At 68.3% G+C, this 18,452-nt stretch carries 13 protein-coding genes; all 13 read left to right on the top strand.

What is annotated here, in order from left to right; genetic code table 11:
- Nucleotides 1–241: 241 nt before the first annotated feature.
- The 13 genes from ASC46_RS08155 (at nt 242) to ASC46_RS08095 (ending at nt 18,166) form a co-directional block, all read left to right on the top strand.
- Nucleotides 242–2,512, top strand: coding sequence for a 4Fe-4S binding protein (locus ASC46_RS08155; protein ID WP_055458785.1), 2,271 nt, complete (start codon nt 242–244; stop codon nt 2,510–2,512).
- 17 nt (nt 2,513–2,529) lie between these two features.
- Nucleotides 2,530–4,491, top strand: a complete 1,962-nt coding sequence (nosZ, locus tag ASC46_RS08150) for a TAT-dependent nitrous-oxide reductase (RefSeq protein WP_055458784.1) — start codon at nt 2,530–2,532, stop codon at nt 4,489–4,491.
- Between the two features lie 156 nt (nt 4,492–4,647).
- Complete coding sequence (locus ASC46_RS08145) at nt 4,648–6,045, top strand: nitrous oxide reductase family maturation protein NosD (RefSeq protein WP_210165980.1); 1,398 nt, start codon at nt 4,648–4,650, stop codon at nt 6,043–6,045.
- On the top strand, nt 6,042–6,959 hold the full coding sequence (locus tag ASC46_RS08140) for an ABC transporter ATP-binding protein (protein WP_055458783.1): 918 nt from the start codon (nt 6,042–6,044) through the stop codon (nt 6,957–6,959). Before ASC46_RS08145 ends, ASC46_RS08140 begins: the two co-directional genes overlap by 4 nt.
- A complete protein-coding gene (locus ASC46_RS08135; protein ID WP_055458782.1) occupies nt 6,956–7,786 on the top strand; it encodes an ABC transporter permease in 831 nt (276 codons plus the stop codon). The genes ASC46_RS08140 and ASC46_RS08135 overlap by 4 nt, the downstream gene beginning before the upstream one ends.
- Complete coding sequence (locus tag ASC46_RS08130; RefSeq protein WP_055458781.1) at nt 7,783–8,325, top strand: nitrous oxide reductase accessory protein NosL; 543 nt, start codon at nt 7,783–7,785, stop codon at nt 8,323–8,325. Before ASC46_RS08135 ends, ASC46_RS08130 begins: the two co-directional genes overlap by 4 nt.
- Before the next feature lie 7 nt (nt 8,326–8,332).
- Nucleotides 8,333–9,328 (top strand): FAD:protein FMN transferase, encoded by a 996-nt coding sequence (locus ASC46_RS08125; protein ID WP_055458780.1) that lies wholly within the window; start codon nt 8,333–8,335, stop codon nt 9,326–9,328.
- A gap of 349 nt (nt 9,329–9,677) precedes the next feature.
- The gene (locus ASC46_RS08120; RefSeq protein ID WP_425349109.1) at nt 9,678–10,997 is read left to right on the top strand and encodes an ATP-binding response regulator; all 1,320 of its coding nucleotides are present in this window, start codon (nt 9,678–9,680) and stop codon (nt 10,995–10,997) included.
- Nucleotides 10,994–11,707 carry a response regulator gene (locus ASC46_RS08115; RefSeq protein ID WP_055458778.1) on the top strand — a complete coding sequence of 238 codons (714 nt, stop codon included), beginning with the start codon at nt 10,994–10,996 and terminating at the stop codon, nt 11,705–11,707. The genes ASC46_RS08120 and ASC46_RS08115 overlap by 4 nt, the downstream gene beginning before the upstream one ends.
- 137 nt (nt 11,708–11,844) lie before the next feature.
- Nucleotides 11,845–14,121 carry a sensor histidine kinase gene (locus ASC46_RS08110; protein ID WP_055458777.1) on the top strand — a complete coding sequence of 759 codons (2,277 nt, stop codon included), beginning with the start codon at nt 11,845–11,847 and terminating at the stop codon, nt 14,119–14,121.
- A gap of 14 nt (nt 14,122–14,135) precedes the next feature.
- Nucleotides 14,136–15,737, top strand: coding sequence for an ABC transporter substrate-binding protein (locus tag ASC46_RS08105; RefSeq protein ID WP_055458776.1), 1,602 nt, complete (start codon nt 14,136–14,138; stop codon nt 15,735–15,737).
- 186 nt (nt 15,738–15,923) lie between these two features.
- Nucleotides 15,924–17,483, top strand: coding sequence for an adenylate/guanylate cyclase domain-containing protein (locus tag ASC46_RS08100; RefSeq protein WP_072249457.1), 1,560 nt, complete (start codon nt 15,924–15,926; stop codon nt 17,481–17,483).
- Nucleotides 17,484–17,863: 380 nt separating this feature from the next.
- Nucleotides 17,864–18,166 carry a hypothetical protein gene (locus ASC46_RS08095; RefSeq protein ID WP_055458775.1) on the top strand — a complete coding sequence of 101 codons (303 nt, stop codon included), beginning with the start codon at nt 17,864–17,866 and terminating at the stop codon, nt 18,164–18,166.
- Nucleotides 18,167–18,452 lie beyond the last annotated feature (286 nt).

The following is an 18,452-nucleotide window of genomic DNA, read 5'->3' as shown; positions in this document are numbered from 1 at the left end:
CTTCATCGCGTTTTCCACCTTCATAAAGTTCGCTGTCGGGCTGCGGCAGCACCAGGATCATCGCCCCCGGCTCCGGCCATGGACGACGATGTCGCACGCGGACGCGCCTAACGACGCGGGCGACGGCCCGCGGCATGCCGATCGGCCAATTTGATGCGCCTCAAAGTGCCGGAGGCCGAATGCGCCCAAACAGGATGCACGCCGCGCCCAACTCGGGGGCAGGCGACGATCCTGACGAGACATGATGAACCGCCGCACCCCCTTCGCCTTCCTGGCCGTGCCGCTTCTCGTTGCGGCGTGCCTCCTTCTCGCCGCGGCGGGGCAGCCGGCGGCAGCGGGCGAGCTTGACCGCTACCTCGGCAAGGTCGCCCCGCAGGACATTTTTCCACAGGCGGAGCGCTTCGGCCCGCCCCAGGGGGAGCCGCCGATCGCGCCGGTGATGCGCGGCGAGGAGCGGCTCGGCTTCGTCTATCTCAATTCCGACTTCGCCAATGCCGTCGGCTATTCCGGCAAGCCCATCAAGATGCTCGTGGGCATCGAGGCGAGCGGCGTCGTGCGGTCGATCAGGCTCGTCGACCACAAGGAGCCGATCGTTCTCATCGGCATCCCGGAAGAACGCATCGTTGCCGCCGTCAACAGCCTCATCGGCAAGGACACGGCCGCCGTGGCGCACGGCGCCGAGCGCCCGCCGCAGGTCGACATTGTCAGCGGCGCCACCGTCACGGTCCTCGTCATGGGCGACAGCGTCGTGCGCTCGGCCGTGAGCCTCGTGCGCAGCGGCCGCCTCGGCGGAGGCACCGATGCCGCGCCGGTCGCAGCGCCGGTGGCGCGCGCCATCGACATGTCCGTGAGCGAGATCCGTAGCTGGGAGGACCTCGTCGGCGACGGCTCCGTGCGGCGCCTTAACCTGTCCGTCGGCGAGGTGAACGAGGCCTTCGCCAGGGCCGGCCAGGCGGAAGCGGCGGCCCAAGCGGAAGGGGAGAACGAAGACCTCTTCATCGACCTCTATGCCGCGCCCGTCTCGGTGCCGACGATCGGCCGCAGCCTCCTCGGCGATGAAGGCTACGAGCGCCTGACGAAGCGGCTCGCGCCCGGGCAGCACGCCCTCCTCGTCGCGGGCGAAGGCGCCTATTCCTTCAAGGGCTCCGGCTACGTCCGCGGCGGTATCTTCGACCGCATCGAGCTGGTGCAGGACGGCAGCACGACGCGCTTCCGCGACCGCAACCACACTCGGCTCGGCAACCTCGCGGCCGACGGAGCGCCGGACCTGCCCGAGATCGCGCTCTTCGTGGTGCCCGAGCACTTCCCCTTCGATCCGGCGCGGGAATGGGACCTGCAACTCCTCGTGCAGCGCCCGGTCGGGGCCCGCGACAAGGCCTTCCTCACCTATGACCTCGCCTATCGGCTGCCCGAGCGCTATCTCGTCGCCGAGACGCCCGCCGCGCCCACCCCGGCGCCGGCACTGGCTGAAGCACGCCCGTCGGCCAGCATGGACGACGTACTCGCCATGCCGCTGTGGGAGCGCATCTGGCGCGACAACACCGTCAACATCTCGATCGCCGCCGTCGCCATCGCGGTCCTGACGCTGATCTTCTTCTTCCAGGACTGGCTCGTGTCGCGGCCGCGGCTCTTCACCTGGGTGCGGCGCGGCTATCTCGCCTTCACGCTCTTCTGGCTCGGCTGGTGGATGAATGCCCAGCTGTCGGTGGTCAATGTCATCACCTTCACCAATGCGCTGATCACGGGCTTCAGTTGGGAATATTTCCTCGCCGCGCCGCTCGTCTTCATCCTGTGGTCGTCGGTGGCAGCGGCGCTGCTCTTCTGGGGGCGGGGCCCGTTCTGCGGCTGGCTGTGCCCCTTCGGCGCCCTGCAGGAACTGACCAACAACCTCGCGCGCTTCCTCAAGGTGCCGCAGCTGACGCTGCCCTGGGGCCTGCATGAGCGGCTGTGGCCGCTGAAATACATCATTTTCCTCGTGCTCTTCGGTCTGTCGCTGCACTCGGTCGGGCTCGCCGAGCAATGGGCCGAGGTCGAGCCGTTCAAGACCGCAATCATCCTCAAGTTCGCGCGCGAATGGCCCTTCGTCATCTATGCGCTGACGCTCCTGTCCATCGGCCTGTTCATCGAGCGCTTCTTCTGCCGCTACCTGTGCCCGCTCGGCGCCGCGCTCGCCATTCCCGGCCGCATCCGCATGTTCGAATGGCTGAAGCGCTGGCCGGAGTGCGGCTCGCCCTGCCACCGCTGCGCCAAGGAATGCCCGGTCGAGGCGATCCACCCCGAAGGGCACATCAACGTCAACGAGTGCATCTACTGCATGCACTGCCAGGAACTCTACCACGACGACCAGCGCTGCCCGCACATGATCCAGGTGCGCGTCAAGCGCGAGCGCTGGCTGGCTCAGAACGCTCCCCGCCCCGCGGGAAAAGCCCCCAACAAGCCCATCATCACGCGCAACGGCAAGGCCGTGGCTGATGCGGCCCGGCCCGCCGAGACGGCGGGTGCCCCCTCATGAGCGAAAAGGAGGCTCGGATGGCACAGGAAGACACGAAGTCGGTAGAGACGAAGGCCGGCGTCAGCCGGCGACAGCTACTCGGATCGACCGCCTCCGTCGCGGCGGTGGCGGGTGTCGCCGGTGCCGGCGGCACGGCTGCGCTGACGACGCTCGCAGGCCCGCTCGCGAACCCCGCCGAGGCCCAGACGCGGCCCGCCGCGCGCGCCGGCCAGAAGGCGGAGGTGCATCCCGGCGAGCTTGACGAATATTACGTCTTCTTCTCGAGCGGCCAGACGGGCGAACTGCGCATCGTCGGCCTGCCCTCCATGCGCGAACTGATGCGCGTGCCGGTGTTCAACCGCTGCAGCGCCACCGGCTGGGGCCAGACCAACGAGAGCCTCAAGGTGCTGACCGAGGGCCTCCTGCCCGAGACGCGGGAGTTCCTCGCCAAGCAGGGCCTCAAGACCTATCTCAACGGCGACCTGCACCATCCCCACATGTCGTTCACCGACGGCAGCTACGACGGGCGCTACATCTTCGTCAACGACAAGGCCAACACGCGCGTCGCGCGCATCCGCTGCGACGTGATGAAGTGCGACAAGATCATCCAGTTGCCCAACCAGCACACGGTGCACGGCCTTCGCGTGCAGAAGTACCCGCGCACCGGCTATGTCTTCGCCAACGGCGAGGACCGCGCGCCGATCCCCAACACCGGCGACGTGCTCGACGACCACAAGCAGTACCATGCCATCTTCTCGGCCATCGACGGCGACACGATGAAGGTTGCCTGGCAGGTGATGGTCGACGGCAACCTCGACAACGTCGATGCCGACTACCAGGGCAAGTATGCCTTCGCCACCTGCTACAACTCGGAAGAGGGCGTGACCCTGCCCGAGATGATGGCGAACGAGCAGGACTGGATCGTCGTCTTCAACCTCAAGCGCATCGAAGAGGCGGTGAAGAAGGGCGACTTCAAGGAAATGGGCGGCGTGCCGGTCATCGACGGCCGCAAGGGCTCGCCCTACACGCGCTACATCCCGGTCTCCAACAGTCCGCACGGCATCAACACGGCACCCGACGGCATCCACGTCGTCGCCAATGGCAAGCTCTCGCCAACCGTCACGGTCTTCGACGTGCGCCGGTTCGACGACCTGTTCGACGACAAGATCAAGCCGCGCGACACGGTCGTCGCCGAGCCGGAGCTCGGCCTCGGACCGCTGCACACGGCCTATGACGGCAAGGGCAACGCCTATACGACGCTGTTCATCGACAGCCAGGTCTGCAAGTGGAACATCGACGCCGCCAAGCGCGCCTACAAGGGTGAGAAGGTCAACCCCATCATCCAGAAGCTCGACGTCCACTACCAGCCCGGCCACAACCACACCTCCATGGGCCAGACCAAGGAGGCGGATGGCAAATGGCTGATATCGCTGAACAAGTTCTCGAAGGACCGCTACCTCAACGTCGGCCCGCTGAAGCCGGAGAACGACCAGCTGATCGACATCTCCGGCGATCGCATGGTCATCGTCCACGACGGCCCGAGTTTCGCGGAGCCGCATGACGCGACCATCGTGCACCGCTCCAAGGTCAATCCGGTGCACGTGTGGCAGCGGGACGACCCGCTCTTCGCCGATGCGGTGAAGCAGGCCGCGGCCGATGGCGTCAACCTCATGGAAGACACCAAGATCGTGCGCGACGGCAACAAGGTGCGCGTCTACATGACGTCGGTGGCGCCGACCTTCAGCCTCGAGACCTTCCAGGTGCAGCAGGGCGACGAGGTCACAGTCTTCGTCACCAACCTCGACGAGATCGAGGACCTGACGCACGGCTTCTGCATCGTCAACTACGGCATCAACATGGAAGTCGGGCCGCACGCCACGGCCTCCGTCACCTTCACGGCCGACCGGCCCGGTGTGTACTGGTACTACTGCAGCTGGTTCTGCCACGCCATGCACATGGAGATGAAGGGCCGGATGTTCGTGGAGCCGCGCAACGCCTGAGCCGAAGACGAGGCCGGGGGGCCTCATCCCCCCTCTCCCCGCGGGCTGGCCGGGCTTGCCCGACCTGCCCAGACAACGGCGGAACCCGGAATCCCGCGTTCCGTCGGGGAGAGGGGGGCAAGGCCATCACGCCCCGTTCCAGAAGGACCTTGAGCGATGTGTGCGCTCGCGACCATCCTGCGCAGCCTGCCGGCGGCGGCCCTTGCCGCCGGCCTGTCCTCAGCCGCCGCGGCGGGGGAGATCGTCGTCTCCCCTGGCGAGGCGCTGCAGGCGGCGCTCGACCGGGCTGAGCCCGGCGACATCCTGCGCCTTCAGCCGGGCGTCCATCGCGGGCCCGTCACCATCGGCCGGGCGGTGACGCTCGACGGGCAGGATGCGGCGACCGTCGCGGGCAGCGGCGAGGGCAGCGTCATCACCGTGACCGTGCCGGGCGTAACGGTGCGCAGGCTCACCGTGCGCGGCTCGGGGCGCAGCCTGGAGACGCTCGATTCCGGCATTCTCCTCACCCGCACCGCGGCCGGAGGCGCACTCGTCGAGCACAACCGCATCGAAAACAACCTCTTTGGCGTCTACGTGCACGGCGCCGCCGGGGCCCTCGTGCGCGACAACGTCATCGTCGGCCAGACGAGCGGCCGCTCGAGCGAGGCGGGCAACGGCGTCTCGGTGTGGAATGCGCCGGGGGCGAGGATCATCGGCAACGACATCAGCTTCGGCCGCGACGGCATCATGGTGATGTCGAGCCGCGACAACGTCTTCCGCGGCAACCGCTTCCACAACCTGCGCTTCGGCGTCCACTACATGTACACCAACAACAGCGAGGTCTCCGGCAACATCTCGCGCGGCAACGCCATCGGCTTCGCCATCATGTTCTCCAACCGGCTTACCGTGCGCGACAATCTCTCCGACGGAGACCGCGACCACGGCCTCCTCTTCAACTACGCCAACGGCTCGGTGATCGCGGGCAATGTCGTGCGCGGGCGCATGCTGCCGGCGACGCGCTGGCGCGACGCGGGTCTTTCGGCCGATGCCGGCGAGCACGGCCTGCCGGTCGGCGGGGCGGAGGCGCGCGAGGCCGACGGCGCCGCACGCACCGGCCCGGAGAAATGTGTCTTCATCTACAACGCCAACAACAACCGCTTCGAGGGCAACCGCTTCGAGGGCTGCGAGACCGGCATCCACTTCACCGCCGGGTCCGAGGGCAATGCCATGACGGGCAACGCCTTCATCAGAAACCGCACGCAGGTGAAATATGTCGGCACCCGCTTCCTCGACTGGTCGAAGGACGGGCGCGGCAACTACTGGAGCGACAACCCCGCCTTCGACCTCGACGGCGACGGCATCGCCGACATCGCCTACCGGCCCAACGGCATCGTCGATCGGGTGCTGTGGACGGCGCCGCAGGCCAAGGTGCTGCTCAACAGCCCGGCGGTGCAGGTGATCCGCTGGGCGCAATCGCAGTTTCCCGCCCTCTACCCCGGCGGGGTCGTCGACAGCCGGCCGCTGATGGCGCCGCCCGCGCCGCCGCCGCACCTGCCGCAAGGAGACCGGTCATGACCGCAACCGTCGCGCTCTCGGGCGTCGGCAAGCGCTTCCGCACCGTCGAGGCGGTGCGTGACGTCTCATTCTCGCTCGACGAAGGCGAGATCGTCGCCCTCGTCGGCCACAACGGCGCCGGCAAGACGACGCTGATGAAACTGATGCTCGGCCTCATCCAGCCGACCGCCGGCAGCGTGCGCGTGCTCGGCGAGGACCCGGCCTCGGGCGCCTTCGCCGCCCGCCGGCGCCTCGGCTTTTTGCCCGAGAGCGTGTCCTTCAACACGGCGCTGACCGGGCGCGAGACGCTCGCCTTCTACGCCCGCCTCAAGGGCGAGCCGGTCGGCGAGGCGCTCGCCCTGCTCGAACGCGTCGGCCTCGGCGCCGCCGGCAGCCGCCGCGTCGGCACCTATTCCAAGGGCATGCGCCAGCGCCTCGGCCTCGCGCAGGCCCTCATCGGCGCGCCGCGCGTGCTGCTGCTCGACGAGCCGACGACCGGCCTCGATCCGGCGCTGCGCCAGAGCTTCTACGAGATCCTGCAGGAGCTGCGCGGCCGCGGCACGACGATCCTGCTCGCGTCGCACGCCCTCTCGGAGCTCGAAGGCGAGACCGAGCGCGTCGTCATCATGAACCGAGGCGCCATGGTGGCGGACGGCTCCCTCGCCGAATTGCGCCGGCTCGCCCGCCTGCCGGTGCGCGTGCGCCTCACGGCAGTTGGCGGGCTCGACGGGCTCGCGGGGCGCTTCGCCGATTGCGGCCCGCTACAGCGCGTCAACGGCCACGCGGTCGAAATCGCCGTTGATGACGCCCGCAAGATCGAGGTCGTGCGCCGCGCCCTCGCCGACGAAACGCGGATCGAGGACATCGAGGTGACGCCGCCGAGCCTCGACGAGCTCTATGCCCATTTCCTGCGCTCCGGGGAGGCGCGGCCATGAGAACGATCCTGATCATCGCCGGCAAGGAAATCCGGGACGGGCTGCGCAACCGCTGGGTGCTGGCCACGACCCTGCTGCTCGCCGGCCTCGCCCTGTCCCTCACCTTCCTCGGGGCGGCACCCTCCGGCGCGACCGGCGCCCAGCCGCTCGATGTCGTCATCGTCAGCCTGTCGAGCCTGACGATCTTCCTCCTGCCGCTCATCGCGCTGCTCATCGCGCACGACGCCGTCGTCGGCGAGGTGGAGCGCGGCACCATGCTGCTCCTCCTCAGCTATCCGGTCGGCCGCTCGCAGGTGATCCTCGGCAAGTTCGCGGGCCAGGTCGCCGTGCTCGGCTTTGCCACCTTCGTCGGCTACGGCGCGGCGGCGGCAGCGCTGCTTGCCAGCGGGGCGGAAATCGACGCGACGAGCTGGCTCGCCTTCGCTGCCATGATCGGCTCCTCGGTCCTCCTCGGCGCGGCCTTCGTCGCCATCGGCCAGTTCATCAGTGCCGCTTCCCGCGATCGTGGCACGGCCGCGGGCATCGCCGTCGGCGTGTGGCTCGTCTTCGTGCTCATCTACGATATGGGCCTTCTCGGGCTGATGGTCATGGACCAGGGCCGCACCGTCACCGCGCCGGTGCTCAACGCCCTCCTGCTCGCCAACCCGACGGATGCCTACCGGCTCTTCAATCTCACCGGCTTCGCCAATGTCAGCCAGTTCGCCGGCATGGCGGGCCTTGCCGGCTCCGCCGCCATGAGCCCGTCGCTGCTCCTCGGCGCCCTCGGCGCCTGGGCGCTCGCGCCGCTCGCGCTCGCCACGCTTGCCTTCTCGCGGAGAGAACTATGAAACGCCTTCTGGCCGTCGGCCTCGTCCTCGCCATGGCCACCGTCGCCGGGTGCCGGCAGGAGGAGGCCGCCGCCCCGCCGCCGCCCCATGCCCTGACGCGCGAGGCGCTCGGCGCCTATTGCGGCATGAACGTGCTCGAGCATCCCGGGCCCAAGGGCCAGATCATCCTCGACAGCCGGCTGCACCCGGTCTGGTTCTCCTCGGCCCGCGACGCCCTCGCCTTCACGATGCTGCCGGAAGAGCCGAAGGACATCCTCGCCATCTATGTCTCCGACATGGGCAAGGCACCGAGCTGGGAGGCGCCGGGCGAGCGCAACTGGGTCGAGGCGCGCAAGGCCTTCTTCGTCATCGACAGCACGCGGCGCGGCGGCATGGGGGCGGCGGAGGTCGTGCCCTTCGGCGAGCGAGCGGCCGCGGACGCATTCGCCGCCGACAACGGCGGGCGCGTCGTCACCTTCGCCGAGGTACCCGAGGATTACGTGCTCGGCTCCGGCGGGGCCGATGCGACCGGAGCCCTTACCAACCACGTCTTGCATTGAGACTGCCATGACGAATGTCCCGACGCGCCGCCGCTTCATCGGCATCAGCGCCGCCGCCGCCGGCCTTGCGCTTCTGCCGATCGGCACTGCCCTGGCGCAGCCGGCGGACGGCGAGGTGGTGGTCTGGCGCGGAACGGCGCTCGGCGCCGTCGCGACGCTCAGGATCCACCACAGGAACCGGTGCGCGGCCGAGCGGCTCGCCGCCCACGCCGTCGCGGAGGTGCGCCGTCTCGAAGCGCTCTTCAGCCTCTATCGTGACGATTCGGCCCTCGCCGCGCTCAACCGGCGCGGCGTGCTGGAGGCGCCGCCGCCGGAACTCGTCGCGCTCATCGAGGCGTGCCGGCGCTTCCACACGCTGACCGCAGGCGCCTTCGATCCGACCGTGCAGCCGCTGTGGGAGCTTTATATCCGCCACTTTGCGCAGGAGACGGCCGCCCCGGACGGGCCGCCCGCGGATCGCCTGGCCGAGACCCTGCATCGGGTCGGCCTGCAACATGTCATGGTGGACCGCAACCGCATCGCCTTCGCCCGCCCCGGCATGGCGCTGACGCTGAATGGCATCGCCCAGGGCTGGATCACCGACCGCGTGGTGACGCTGCTGCGCGCTGGCGGCATCGCATCGAGCCTCGTCGATATGGGCGAGGCGCGAGCCTTCGGACAGCGGCCCGACGGGACGGCCTGGCGCGCGGGCATCGCCGATCCCCACGCCGCCGGCCAACTCATCGAAACCGTCGCGCTCGACGACTGCGCCGTCGCGACCTCCGGCGGATACGGTCTGCGCTTCGATGCCGCCGGGCGGTTCGACCATCTCATCGATCCGCGCACCGGTCGCTCCCCCCGCCGCTATGACAGCCTCTCCGTCATCGCCCCGGACGCAACGACGGCCGATGCCCTGTCGACAGGCTTCAGCTGCCTTGGCGCGGCGGAGATCCGCCGCATCCGGCAGGAAGCAGGAGCCACCACCGTGCTGGCCACGAGCGGCGCCGAAACCCTTCGCCTCTGAAGCCGGCGCCTCGGCGATTCCCGCTCCACGTCGACGTGCGGCTCACCGTCGTCTGAGGTTCCGGCGCGCCTCTTCGTCTCGCAACTTGCGCGTCCTAAGTTCATAAATTGCAACTTTCAGCTAAATTTTTGCGGAACGCACAACACGACCTGCCTTCGGCCGGCCGCTCCCGACGGTGCACCAGCCTGCAAACAAAGAGGATCGATCTTGCCGGCCCGGCAGGGCCGCGCATCCGCAACTGGGTGTGAGCGGCATCGGCCAAGCTGCCTGCCCTGCATTTCGGCAGGGGCCGCAGATGTTGCAGGCGCATGATCGTGCTAGTCTTGCCGCAGGGCGGGAGCGAGGCGTGCTGGTGGACAAGAGCGATCTTTTCTACCTCACCGACGATATGCCTCAGAACGAAGAGGCCAGCGGGACGCGACCCTGGACGGTCGCCGTCATCGACGACGACCGGGCCGTGCACGAGGCGACGCTCTTCGCCTTGCGGGACTACCGGCTCGACGGGCGCGGCCTCGAGATCCTCAGCGCGAGTTCGGCCGCCGAAGGTCGCCGGCTCGTCGCCGAGCGGCCTGATATCGCGGTGATCCTGCTCGACGTCGTCATGGAGCGTGACGACGCCGGCCTCAGCCTCGTCGATTTCATCCGCCGCGACCTCGCCAACGAGACCGTCCGCATCGTCCTGCGCACCGGCCAGCCCGGCCAGGCGCCGGAGCGACGCATCGTCATCGACCACGACATCAACGACTACAAGGCGAAGACAGAGCTCACCGCCGACCGGCTCTTCACCACGCTGACCGCGGCGCTGCGCAGCTATGCCCAACTGGAGCGTCTCGGGGCAGCGCGCCGCGAGCTCGCCGACGCAAACGCCCTGCTCGAGCAGCGTGTGGCCGAGCGTACCGCCAGCCTGCGTGAGGCCAATGAGCGCCTCGCCGCCCGCAGCGCCGAACTCGCCCGGGCCAACCGCCTGAAATCCGAGATGCTCGGCACCATCGCTCACGACCTGAAGAACCCGCTCGGCATCATTCTCGGTCGAATGGAAATGCTGGACGATCTCGTGCGCCAGGAGCCGCCGCCGCGCGAGACCATGCGCGCGCAGGTGGAACACGTGCGCAACTCCGCCCGCCACATGAGCCGGATGATCGATGCGCTCATCGCCGACGCCATGGGCGATGCCCTCGACATCGCGTTGCGCCGCGGCCCGGTCGACCTTGCCGTGCTCGTTGCCGAGGTCGCCGCGAGCAACCGCATCCTCGCCGAGCGCAAGGGCCAGCGCCTCACCATGGAAGTGCCGGAGCGTCTCATGATCACGGGCGACGCCGACCGCCTGCGCGAGGCGCTCGACAACCTCGTGTCCAATGCCGTCAAGTACAGCCCCGGGGGCACGAACATCACGCTGTCGCTCGCGCGCGGGCCGGGCGGCGCCGCCTGCCATGTGCGCGACGAGGGACCGGGCCTCTTGGCCGAGGACGAGATGCGCCTCTTCGGCCGCTTCCAGCGCCTCTCGGCCCAGCCGACGGGCGGAGAGAGCGCGACGGGCCTCGGCCTGTTCATCACCCGCCGCATCGCCGAGCTGCACGGCGGCACGGTGACGGCGCAGAGCCACGGTCCGGGCCGCGGCACGACCTTCAGTCTCCTTCTGCCCCTCGACGACGGTGATGACCCGCCATGACGAACACGGGGCCGCATATCGCGGTGGTGGACGACGAGCCGGCCACCCGTGAGATGGTGGGCGACTACCTGCGCCTCCACGGCTTTGCCGTGACCCTATGCGACGGTGCCGCCAGCCTGCGCCATTTCATGGCCAGGCAGCAGCCGGACCTCGTGGTGCTCGACCTCAACATGCCTGGCGAGGACGGACTGTCGGTGGTGCGCCAGCTCAAGGCGGCGGGCGACGTGCCGGTCATCATGCTCACCGCCACCGCGAGCGCCATCGACCGGATCGTCGGGCTCGAGCTCGGCGCCGACGACTATCTCGCCAAGCCGTGCGAGCTGCGCGAGCTCGTTGCGCGCGTCCGCTCGGTCCTGCGTCGCAGCACACGGGCCGGCGCCTCCCAGCCCGCAGCCGGCCGCAGCGTCCGCTTCGGCACCAAGTGGCTCGACGTCGACACCCACCGCCTGCGCGACGAGGCGGGCCAGTCGCAGCCGCTGACCAAGTCCGAATTCCTGCTGCTCAAGGCCTTCGCCGATCATCCGCGCCGCGTGCTTTCGCGCGAATTTCTGCTCGACGTCGCCGATGCACGTGATGCCGAGGCCTTCGACCGCGCCATCGACGTGCGCATCACGCGCATCCGCCGCAAGATCGAACCCGATCCGGCCAACCCGCGCTTCATCCGCACCGTGCGCGGCCTCGGCTACGCCTTCGAGCCCGACGGCGGATAGGCCTCCCGTTTCGCGCCCGGCCACGGGCGCGAAACATCATGTCACGTCCGCAAAGAAATGGCGGCTCCCGGCACCGGCAACGCAAAAGCCCCGCAACGGCGAGCGGGCAGGATGCCCTCCAGTCGGTCGGAGGGATCATGCGGATCAGGAACAAGATCATGCTCGTCGGCGGCATTCCCATCGCGATTGCCGCCGGCATTGCCGTCGCCGCGTGGCTGCTGCTGAACGAAGCCGAACGCGCCCGCAGCGGGGCCGTCCTCGCCGGCGCCATCTATCGCGACCTTCTCGTCGCGATGACCGTCCGTGATGATTACGTGAGCGCCAATCCGGTCGAGCGCGACCCGCATGCGGAGCGCTTCCGCGAGCGGGCGGCGCGCGCCCAGGTTCAGCTCGCCGCGCTCGGCCCGCTCGCGCGCACACAGGCGCAGCGGCGCGAGGTGGCGAGCCTGCAGGACACGCTCGCCCGCTATGTCGCGCGTATGGACGAATATATCGCCGTGACGACAGTGAATGACCGTCTCATCGCCGAGATGTCACTGCGCGCCGCGAGGCTCGTCAATCTGGCCGACGAGGCTCGTGCCCGGCAGCACGCCTCGAATGCCGACATCATCACGACGCTGACCGAGAAGGACCAGCAGTTGCGGCGCCTGCGCGACATCGTCGACCGGGCCTATCAGCTGCGCGCCACCCTGTGGGGCCTGCAGACGGCGCTGCGACAGCCCGACGGCAATGACCATGGCTTCGCTGTGGCGCAGATCAGCCATGCCGCCGGTAGCCTCGCCGAGGCGCTGGGTGCCGGGCGCAGCGGCGCCACCCGCGAACTGGACGACCTCACGCGCGCCGCGGCTGCGGCGGGGCCCGCCGAGACCGGCACGGTCGCCGAGCGCCTGCTCGCATGGTGCGACCGCCTGCTCAAGATCGAGGTGACGGCCCAGCGTGCCCTGCAGGAAGAGGTGGCCCAGCTCCTCACCTATTCCGTCGAGGCCAACGAGACCGAGCAGGCCACCCAGAACGTCGCCGTCTCCACCCTAAAGCTCGGCCAGGAGACGCACGAGGCGCTCACCCGCCGCGATGCCGACGTCGCCGAGCGCAAGCTGGCGCGCAGCGGCGAACTCGCCGCCATCGCAGCCGCCCTGCCGATCTCACCCCTCATCCAGACCGACATGATCGATGCCATCACCGAGTGGGGCGAGCGGCTCGGCACCACGATCGAGGGCATCCGCAAGCAGAACGCGATGATCGCCGACATGGACCGGACAGCGGCGGCCATGGTGGCCAAGGCGCGCTCGCTCAACGACCTCTTCACGGGCGATGCCGACTGGCTTGGCGCCTTCATCGGTCACGTGCTCGTGATCGGTGCCACCATCGGCCTGCTGTTCGGCTCGGTGGTCGCCTTCGCGGCCGCCAAGTCGATCACCATGCCACTGCGCCGCCTGCAGAGCAGCATGCTGGCACTCGCAGCCGACCCGCTCGCCGGGCGCATCACCGAATCCGACCGGCGCGACGAACTCGGCGACATGGCGCGGGCGGCCAATGTCTTCGTCACCGAGATCAGCCGACGCGAGCGCGACCTGCGCCACGCGAAGGAACGGACCGACGAAACGCTGGCCGAGCTGCAGCAGACGCAGGCGGACCTCATCCAGGCGGAGAAGCTCGCTTCTCTCGGCCAGCTCGTCGCCGGCGTGGCCCACGAGATCAACACCCCGCTCGGCATCGCGCTGACCACCGCCACGCTGCTGGGTGACGAGGCGCAGGAATTCGAGCGGGCGCTCGACGGCAACCAGCTGGCGCGCTCGCGCCTTGCCCATTTCCTCGATCGCATGAAGGAGGGCTCACGCCTGCTCTTCGACAACCTCGGCCGGGCGAGCGACCTCGTGCACAGCTTCAAGCAGGTCGCGGTCGACCAGGTGAGCGACGAGCCGCGCCGCTTCGAGATGAAGGGCTGGCTCGACGACGTGATTCGCAGTCTCGGGCCGCTGCTGCGCAAGACGCGGCACATGGTCACCGTGGACTGTCCCGTCCACCTGCAGGTCGGCACATATCCCGGGGCGCTCGCGCAGGTGCTGACCAATCTCATCATCAATGCCGCCCTGCATGCCTATGAGGAGGGCGAGAGCGGGCGCATCACCGTCACCGTGCAGGACGCTCCCGAGCTGCTGCGACTGACCGTGCGCGACGACGGCAAGGGCATCGCGCCACAACATCTGGGGCGCATCTTCGATCCCTTCTTCACCACCGCCCGTCATCGTGGCAGCACCGGGCTCGGGCTCCACATCGTCTACAACCTCGTCACCAACAAGCTGCAGGGACGCATCGACGTGGAGAGTCGTCCGGGCGCCGGCACCGCCTTCCGCATCGAGATGCCGAAGCAGCTTGCCGGCGAACCCCGGCCCGAAGCCCTCGCGGCGCTCTGACAAAGGGGGAGAACATGGTGAAACATCTGGTGGCGGCCGCCTGCGGGCTCGCCCTCGCCGCCTCGCCCGCCGCCGCCAAGACGCTGGTCTTCTGCTCGGAAGGCAGCCCCGAGGCCCTCAACCCGCAGATCGTGACCACGACGACGGGCATGAACGCGGGACGGCCAATGTTCAACAACCTCGTCGAATTCGTGCCCGGCACGACGCGGATCGTGCCGGCGCTCGCCGAATCCTGGGAGATCTCGCCGGACGGCACGGTCTACACCTTCCGTCTGCGGCGGGGGGTCAAGTTCCATGCCAACGCCGTCTTCACCCCGACCCGCGACTTCAACGCCGACGACGTCCTTTTTTCCCTGATGCGGCAATGGAAGGAGGATCATCCCTTCCACGGCACGCCGGGGGCCACCTTCGACTATTTCCGCGACCTCGGCATGCCGGACCTCATCCGCGCCATCGAGAAGGTTGACGACCACACCGTCCGCATCCGCCTCGCCCGCGCCGAAGCGCCGTTCCTCGCCAATCTCGCCATGCCTTTCAACGTGATGCTGTCGGCGGAATACGGCGATCTCCTTCTGCGCCGGGGCGAGCCCGCGCGGCTCGATGCCGATCCCGTCGGCACCGGGCCGTTCGCGCTCGTCGGCTACCAGAAGGACATCGCCATCCGCTACCGGGCCTTCGCCGACCACTGGAACGGGCGGCAGAAGATCGACACCCTCGTCTTCTCCATCACGCCCAATCCGGCCGTGCGGCTCGCCAAGCTCAAGGCGGGCGAATGTCACGTCATGGCCTTCCCCAACCCGAGCGACCGGGAGACCATCGCCGCCAATCCATCGCTGCGCCTCCTCCAGCAGGAAGGGCTCAACATCGGCTATCTCGCGATGAATGCCGCGCGCCCGCCCTTCGACAAGGTCAAGCTGCGGCACGCCGTGAACATGGCGATCGACAAGCGCGCCATCATCGAGGCTGTGCACCGGGGCACAGGCACGGTGGCCAAGAATCCGATCCCGCCCCTGCTGTGGTCCTATAACGAGGCGATCGAAGATTACCCCTATGACCCCGGGCAGGCCCGGCGCCTCGTCGCCGAGGCGGGCTATCCGGACGGGCTCGACACCGAGCTTTGGTACATGCCGGTCAGCCGGCCCTACAATCCCGACGGCCACCGCGTCGCCGAGCTGGTGCAGGCCGATCTCGCGCGCATCGGCATCCGTGCCCGTCTCGTTACCACCGAATGGGACCAGTATCGCGCCAAGCTGCAGGCCGGCGAGCCGCCCCTCGCGCTATACGGCTGGACCGGCGACAACGGCGACCCCGACAATTTCCTCAACGTGCTGCTCGGCTGCGCGGCGGCCCGGCCCGGCGGCAACAACGTCGCCAAGTGGTGCCTGCCCGCATACGACGCGCTCGTCACGCGCGCCAAGGCCACGAGCAACCGCAACGAGCGCGAGGCGCTCTACCGGCAGGCGCAGCAGGTCTTCAAGCGCGAGGCGCCCTGGGTTCCCCTCGCCCATTCCATCGTCTTCATGGCCACGCGCAAGGAAGTGAAAGGCTTCGGCATCGACCCGCTCGGGCGCCATGTCTTCGAAGGTGTTGACCTCGAGGCAGAAACTCCGCGTTGAAAGCGAAGCCCAAACGAAAGCTGAAATAGCCAGAATCGAACGAATATTGCGGCAGAATCGCAAATGACGAAATCGAAAACGTTTCGGACGCAATGTGCCTGAAATGCGGTTCGTGCATTCTCGACCCCATCGGCACTACCGGCCGGGCTCCCGCCCGGTGGCGGGCCACCGGCTCGTGGGTCAGCCATGCGCGCTCCTCTTCCGCACATACAACGTCACCGGCACCGGACGGCGACATTCTCTCTCGCCGTTCTCGTCCTGCCTCTCGTCGTCGGACTTCCCCTTGCGGTGTGGCTCGACCTGAGGGGCCTGTCCACCCGGATGATGCAGGGTGAGGCGACCGAGATCGGCGTGCTCATCGACGAGATGCGCACCTATTACGCCAATGACGTGCTCGGGCGGCTCGACGGCGAAAGCCATGGCGAGGACGCCCCCATGCCGACGGCCATGTCCATCGAGCTCGGCAAGCGCATCAGCGCGCGCGATGGAGCGGTCAAGATCCGCATCTTCTCGGATTTTCCCTTCCGCAAGCGGGCGGGCCATCCGATCGATGCCTTCGAGCAGACGGCCCTGGAACAACTGCGGCAGGATGCGGCAAGGCCGGTCGTCGACGTCTCTGGCACGCTCGTCGACCGCACCGTGCGCATCGCGACGCCCATCGTCATGGGCCCGGCCTGCGTCGCCTGCCACAACAGCCATCCCGACAGCCCGAAGCAGAACTGGCGCGTCGGCGACGTGCGCGGCGTGCAGGAGGTCACCGTGCGCCGGCCCATCGAGGCGAGCATCTTCTCTTTCCAGTCCCTGCTCGTCTATTTCGCCGTGGTGGCGGCGTGTGGCCTCGCCTTCATCCGCATGCAGAGCCGGCAGGCGGCCGTCATCCGGCACATGAACGGCGAACTCGCACAGGCGAACGCCTTCCTCGGCACCGTCTCGGCCAAGATCGCGCGCTATCTCTCGCCGCAGGTCTACCGCAGCATCTTCAGCGGCGCCAAGGAGGTCGCCATAACCGCCGAGCGCAAGAAGCTCACCATTTTCTTCTCCGACATCAAGGACTTCACGGCCCTGACGGAGCGCCTGCAGCCGGAGGACCTGACCGCGCTCCTCAACGAATATTTCACCGAGATGTCGGTCATCGCGCTGCGCCACGGGGCGACCATCGACAAGTTCGTCGGCGACGCCATCCTGCTCTTCTTCGGTGATCCCGATACGCGCGGCGTCCGGGAGGACGCGGCCGCGGCCGTGCGCATGGCGCTCGACATGCAGGCGGCGCTCGGCCGGCTCAACGCCGAATGGCGCAAGCGCGGCCTCGCCGAGCCGCTCGAGGTGCGCATGGGCATCAACACCGGCTTTTGTCACGTCGGCAATTTCGGCAGTGACAACCGCATGGACTACACGATCATCGGGGCGGAGGCGAACCTCGCGGCGCGCCTGCAGGCCGTCGCACAGCCGGGTTCGATTGTCATCAGCTACGAGACCTATGCGCTGGTGCGCGACATCGTCGAAGCCGAGGCGCTTGCGCCGATCGCGGTCAAGGGCGTGAGCCGCGCCGTCGTGCCTTATGCCGTGCGGGGACTTTCCGGAGCGGCCGAAGCCGACGTCATCCATGGCCAGGTCCAGGGCCTCGATCTCTTTCTCGACATCAAGGCGCTCGACGCAGGCTCGGCAGGCGAGACGCGCCGGCTCCTCGAAAAGGCGCTGACGGCGCTGGAGACCCGGGCCGGACGGGAGAGGCCGCGCGCCATGTGACCAAACCGCTGCCTCCGATGCTGCCCCGCCGCGGGTTCCGGAGATGGCAGCGGCAGGAACGGCGCAGCGATGATGCCGACGGCACCAGCGCGCCGCATGTTCCCAACCGTTCGACTCGCTCATCAACAAAGCAGCCGCGCATCCGCCTCAGCGATTCCTCGGCAAAAGGGAACGACCCTGAGCAGGTCGTCGAATTAGGGGGGATGAGAGCCGCTCAGGGTCAGGAGTGGTTAGCGTTTGGGCTGGAACAACGCCAAGTTGAAACACTTTTCTGCAACACAACAAATCTACCGTGAATTATTATCGATAACAAGTTGCAAGATCGGCAGTATTTATTTGTCCGCAAATAGTAATGCTAGTTGAATATTTCAAGGAAGCCGGTGCCGCTGCTCGCGCTCACCGTCGACGACGCCGTCCTCAAAACCGAGGAGCCCTTCATGCGGATTGCGACGCGGGACGGACGCTGGTTCGCGACCCGCGTGACGAATCCGCTCGGCTCGCCGGCCAATCCGGTCGGCGAGGCGGCCTTTTTCGACAAGACGCGCGGGCTGTGCGGCATGGCGCTGTCGGCACCCGCCGTCGGACGCCTCATCGCCGGAGTGCACGATCTCGGTGGTGACCCGGACATGCCGTGGCTCGGCGACGTTCTCGGCCCCCCACGTCCGCCGCCCGTCTTCGACTGACCCTCGGCCTGGCTGCTGCGCCTGAGAGGGATGATGTTCGAGCATCCGAAGCGCTATCGTCCCCTTTTTCCGCGTGCGCACGCTGCTGACACGGGACATCCACTGCGAGCACCGCGCGCTGCTCGGTTCGGCGCTCGAATGCGACACCACCCGCGCGGTCGACGCCATCGGCACGCATGTGCAGCGCACGACGGACGCCGTCGTTGCCGCCCTCGCGGACGCGGGGCGCGTACGAGGGGGACCCGCCGGCTCCGGCAATTTCCCGGCGCTGCGGTCCGGATCGGAT

Source organism: Chelatococcus sambhunathii, from assembly GCF_001418005.1.
GTDB classification, from domain to species: domain Bacteria; phylum Pseudomonadota; class Alphaproteobacteria; order Rhizobiales; family Beijerinckiaceae; genus Chelatococcus_A; species Chelatococcus_A sambhunathii.
Note: the sequence above shows the minus strand (reverse complement) of the source record. Positions and strands in the feature narration are given on the sequence as shown.

What these genes read in the sequence shown, in the direction of transcription:
- ASC46_RS08155 (WP_055458785.1), top strand. Translation starts at nt 242, where the DNA reads ATGATGAACCGCCGCACCCCCTTCGCCTTCCTGGCCGTGCCGCTTCTC.
- nosZ (WP_055458784.1), top strand. Translation starts at nt 2,530, where the DNA reads ATGGCACAGGAAGACACGAAGTCGGTAGAGACGAAGGCCGGCGTCAGC.
- ASC46_RS08145 (WP_210165980.1), top strand. Translation starts at nt 4,648, where the DNA reads ATGTGTGCGCTCGCGACCATCCTGCGCAGCCTGCCGGCGGCGGCCCTT.
- ASC46_RS08140 (WP_055458783.1), top strand. Translation starts at nt 6,042, where the DNA reads ATGACCGCAACCGTCGCGCTCTCGGGCGTCGGCAAGCGCTTCCGCACC.
- ASC46_RS08135 (WP_055458782.1), top strand. Translation starts at nt 6,956, where the DNA reads ATGAGAACGATCCTGATCATCGCCGGCAAGGAAATCCGGGACGGGCTG.
- ASC46_RS08130 (WP_055458781.1), top strand. Translation starts at nt 7,783, where the DNA reads ATGAAACGCCTTCTGGCCGTCGGCCTCGTCCTCGCCATGGCCACCGTC.
- ASC46_RS08125 (WP_055458780.1), top strand. Translation starts at nt 8,333, where the DNA reads ATGACGAATGTCCCGACGCGCCGCCGCTTCATCGGCATCAGCGCCGCC.
- ASC46_RS08115 (WP_055458778.1), top strand. Translation starts at nt 10,994, where the DNA reads ATGACGAACACGGGGCCGCATATCGCGGTGGTGGACGACGAGCCGGCC.
- ASC46_RS08110 (WP_055458777.1), top strand. Translation starts at nt 11,845, where the DNA reads ATGCGGATCAGGAACAAGATCATGCTCGTCGGCGGCATTCCCATCGCG.
- ASC46_RS08105 (WP_055458776.1), top strand. Translation starts at nt 14,136, where the DNA reads ATGGTGAAACATCTGGTGGCGGCCGCCTGCGGGCTCGCCCTCGCCGCC.
- ASC46_RS08100 (WP_072249457.1), top strand. Translation starts at nt 15,924, where the DNA reads ATGCGCGCTCCTCTTCCGCACATACAACGTCACCGGCACCGGACGGCG.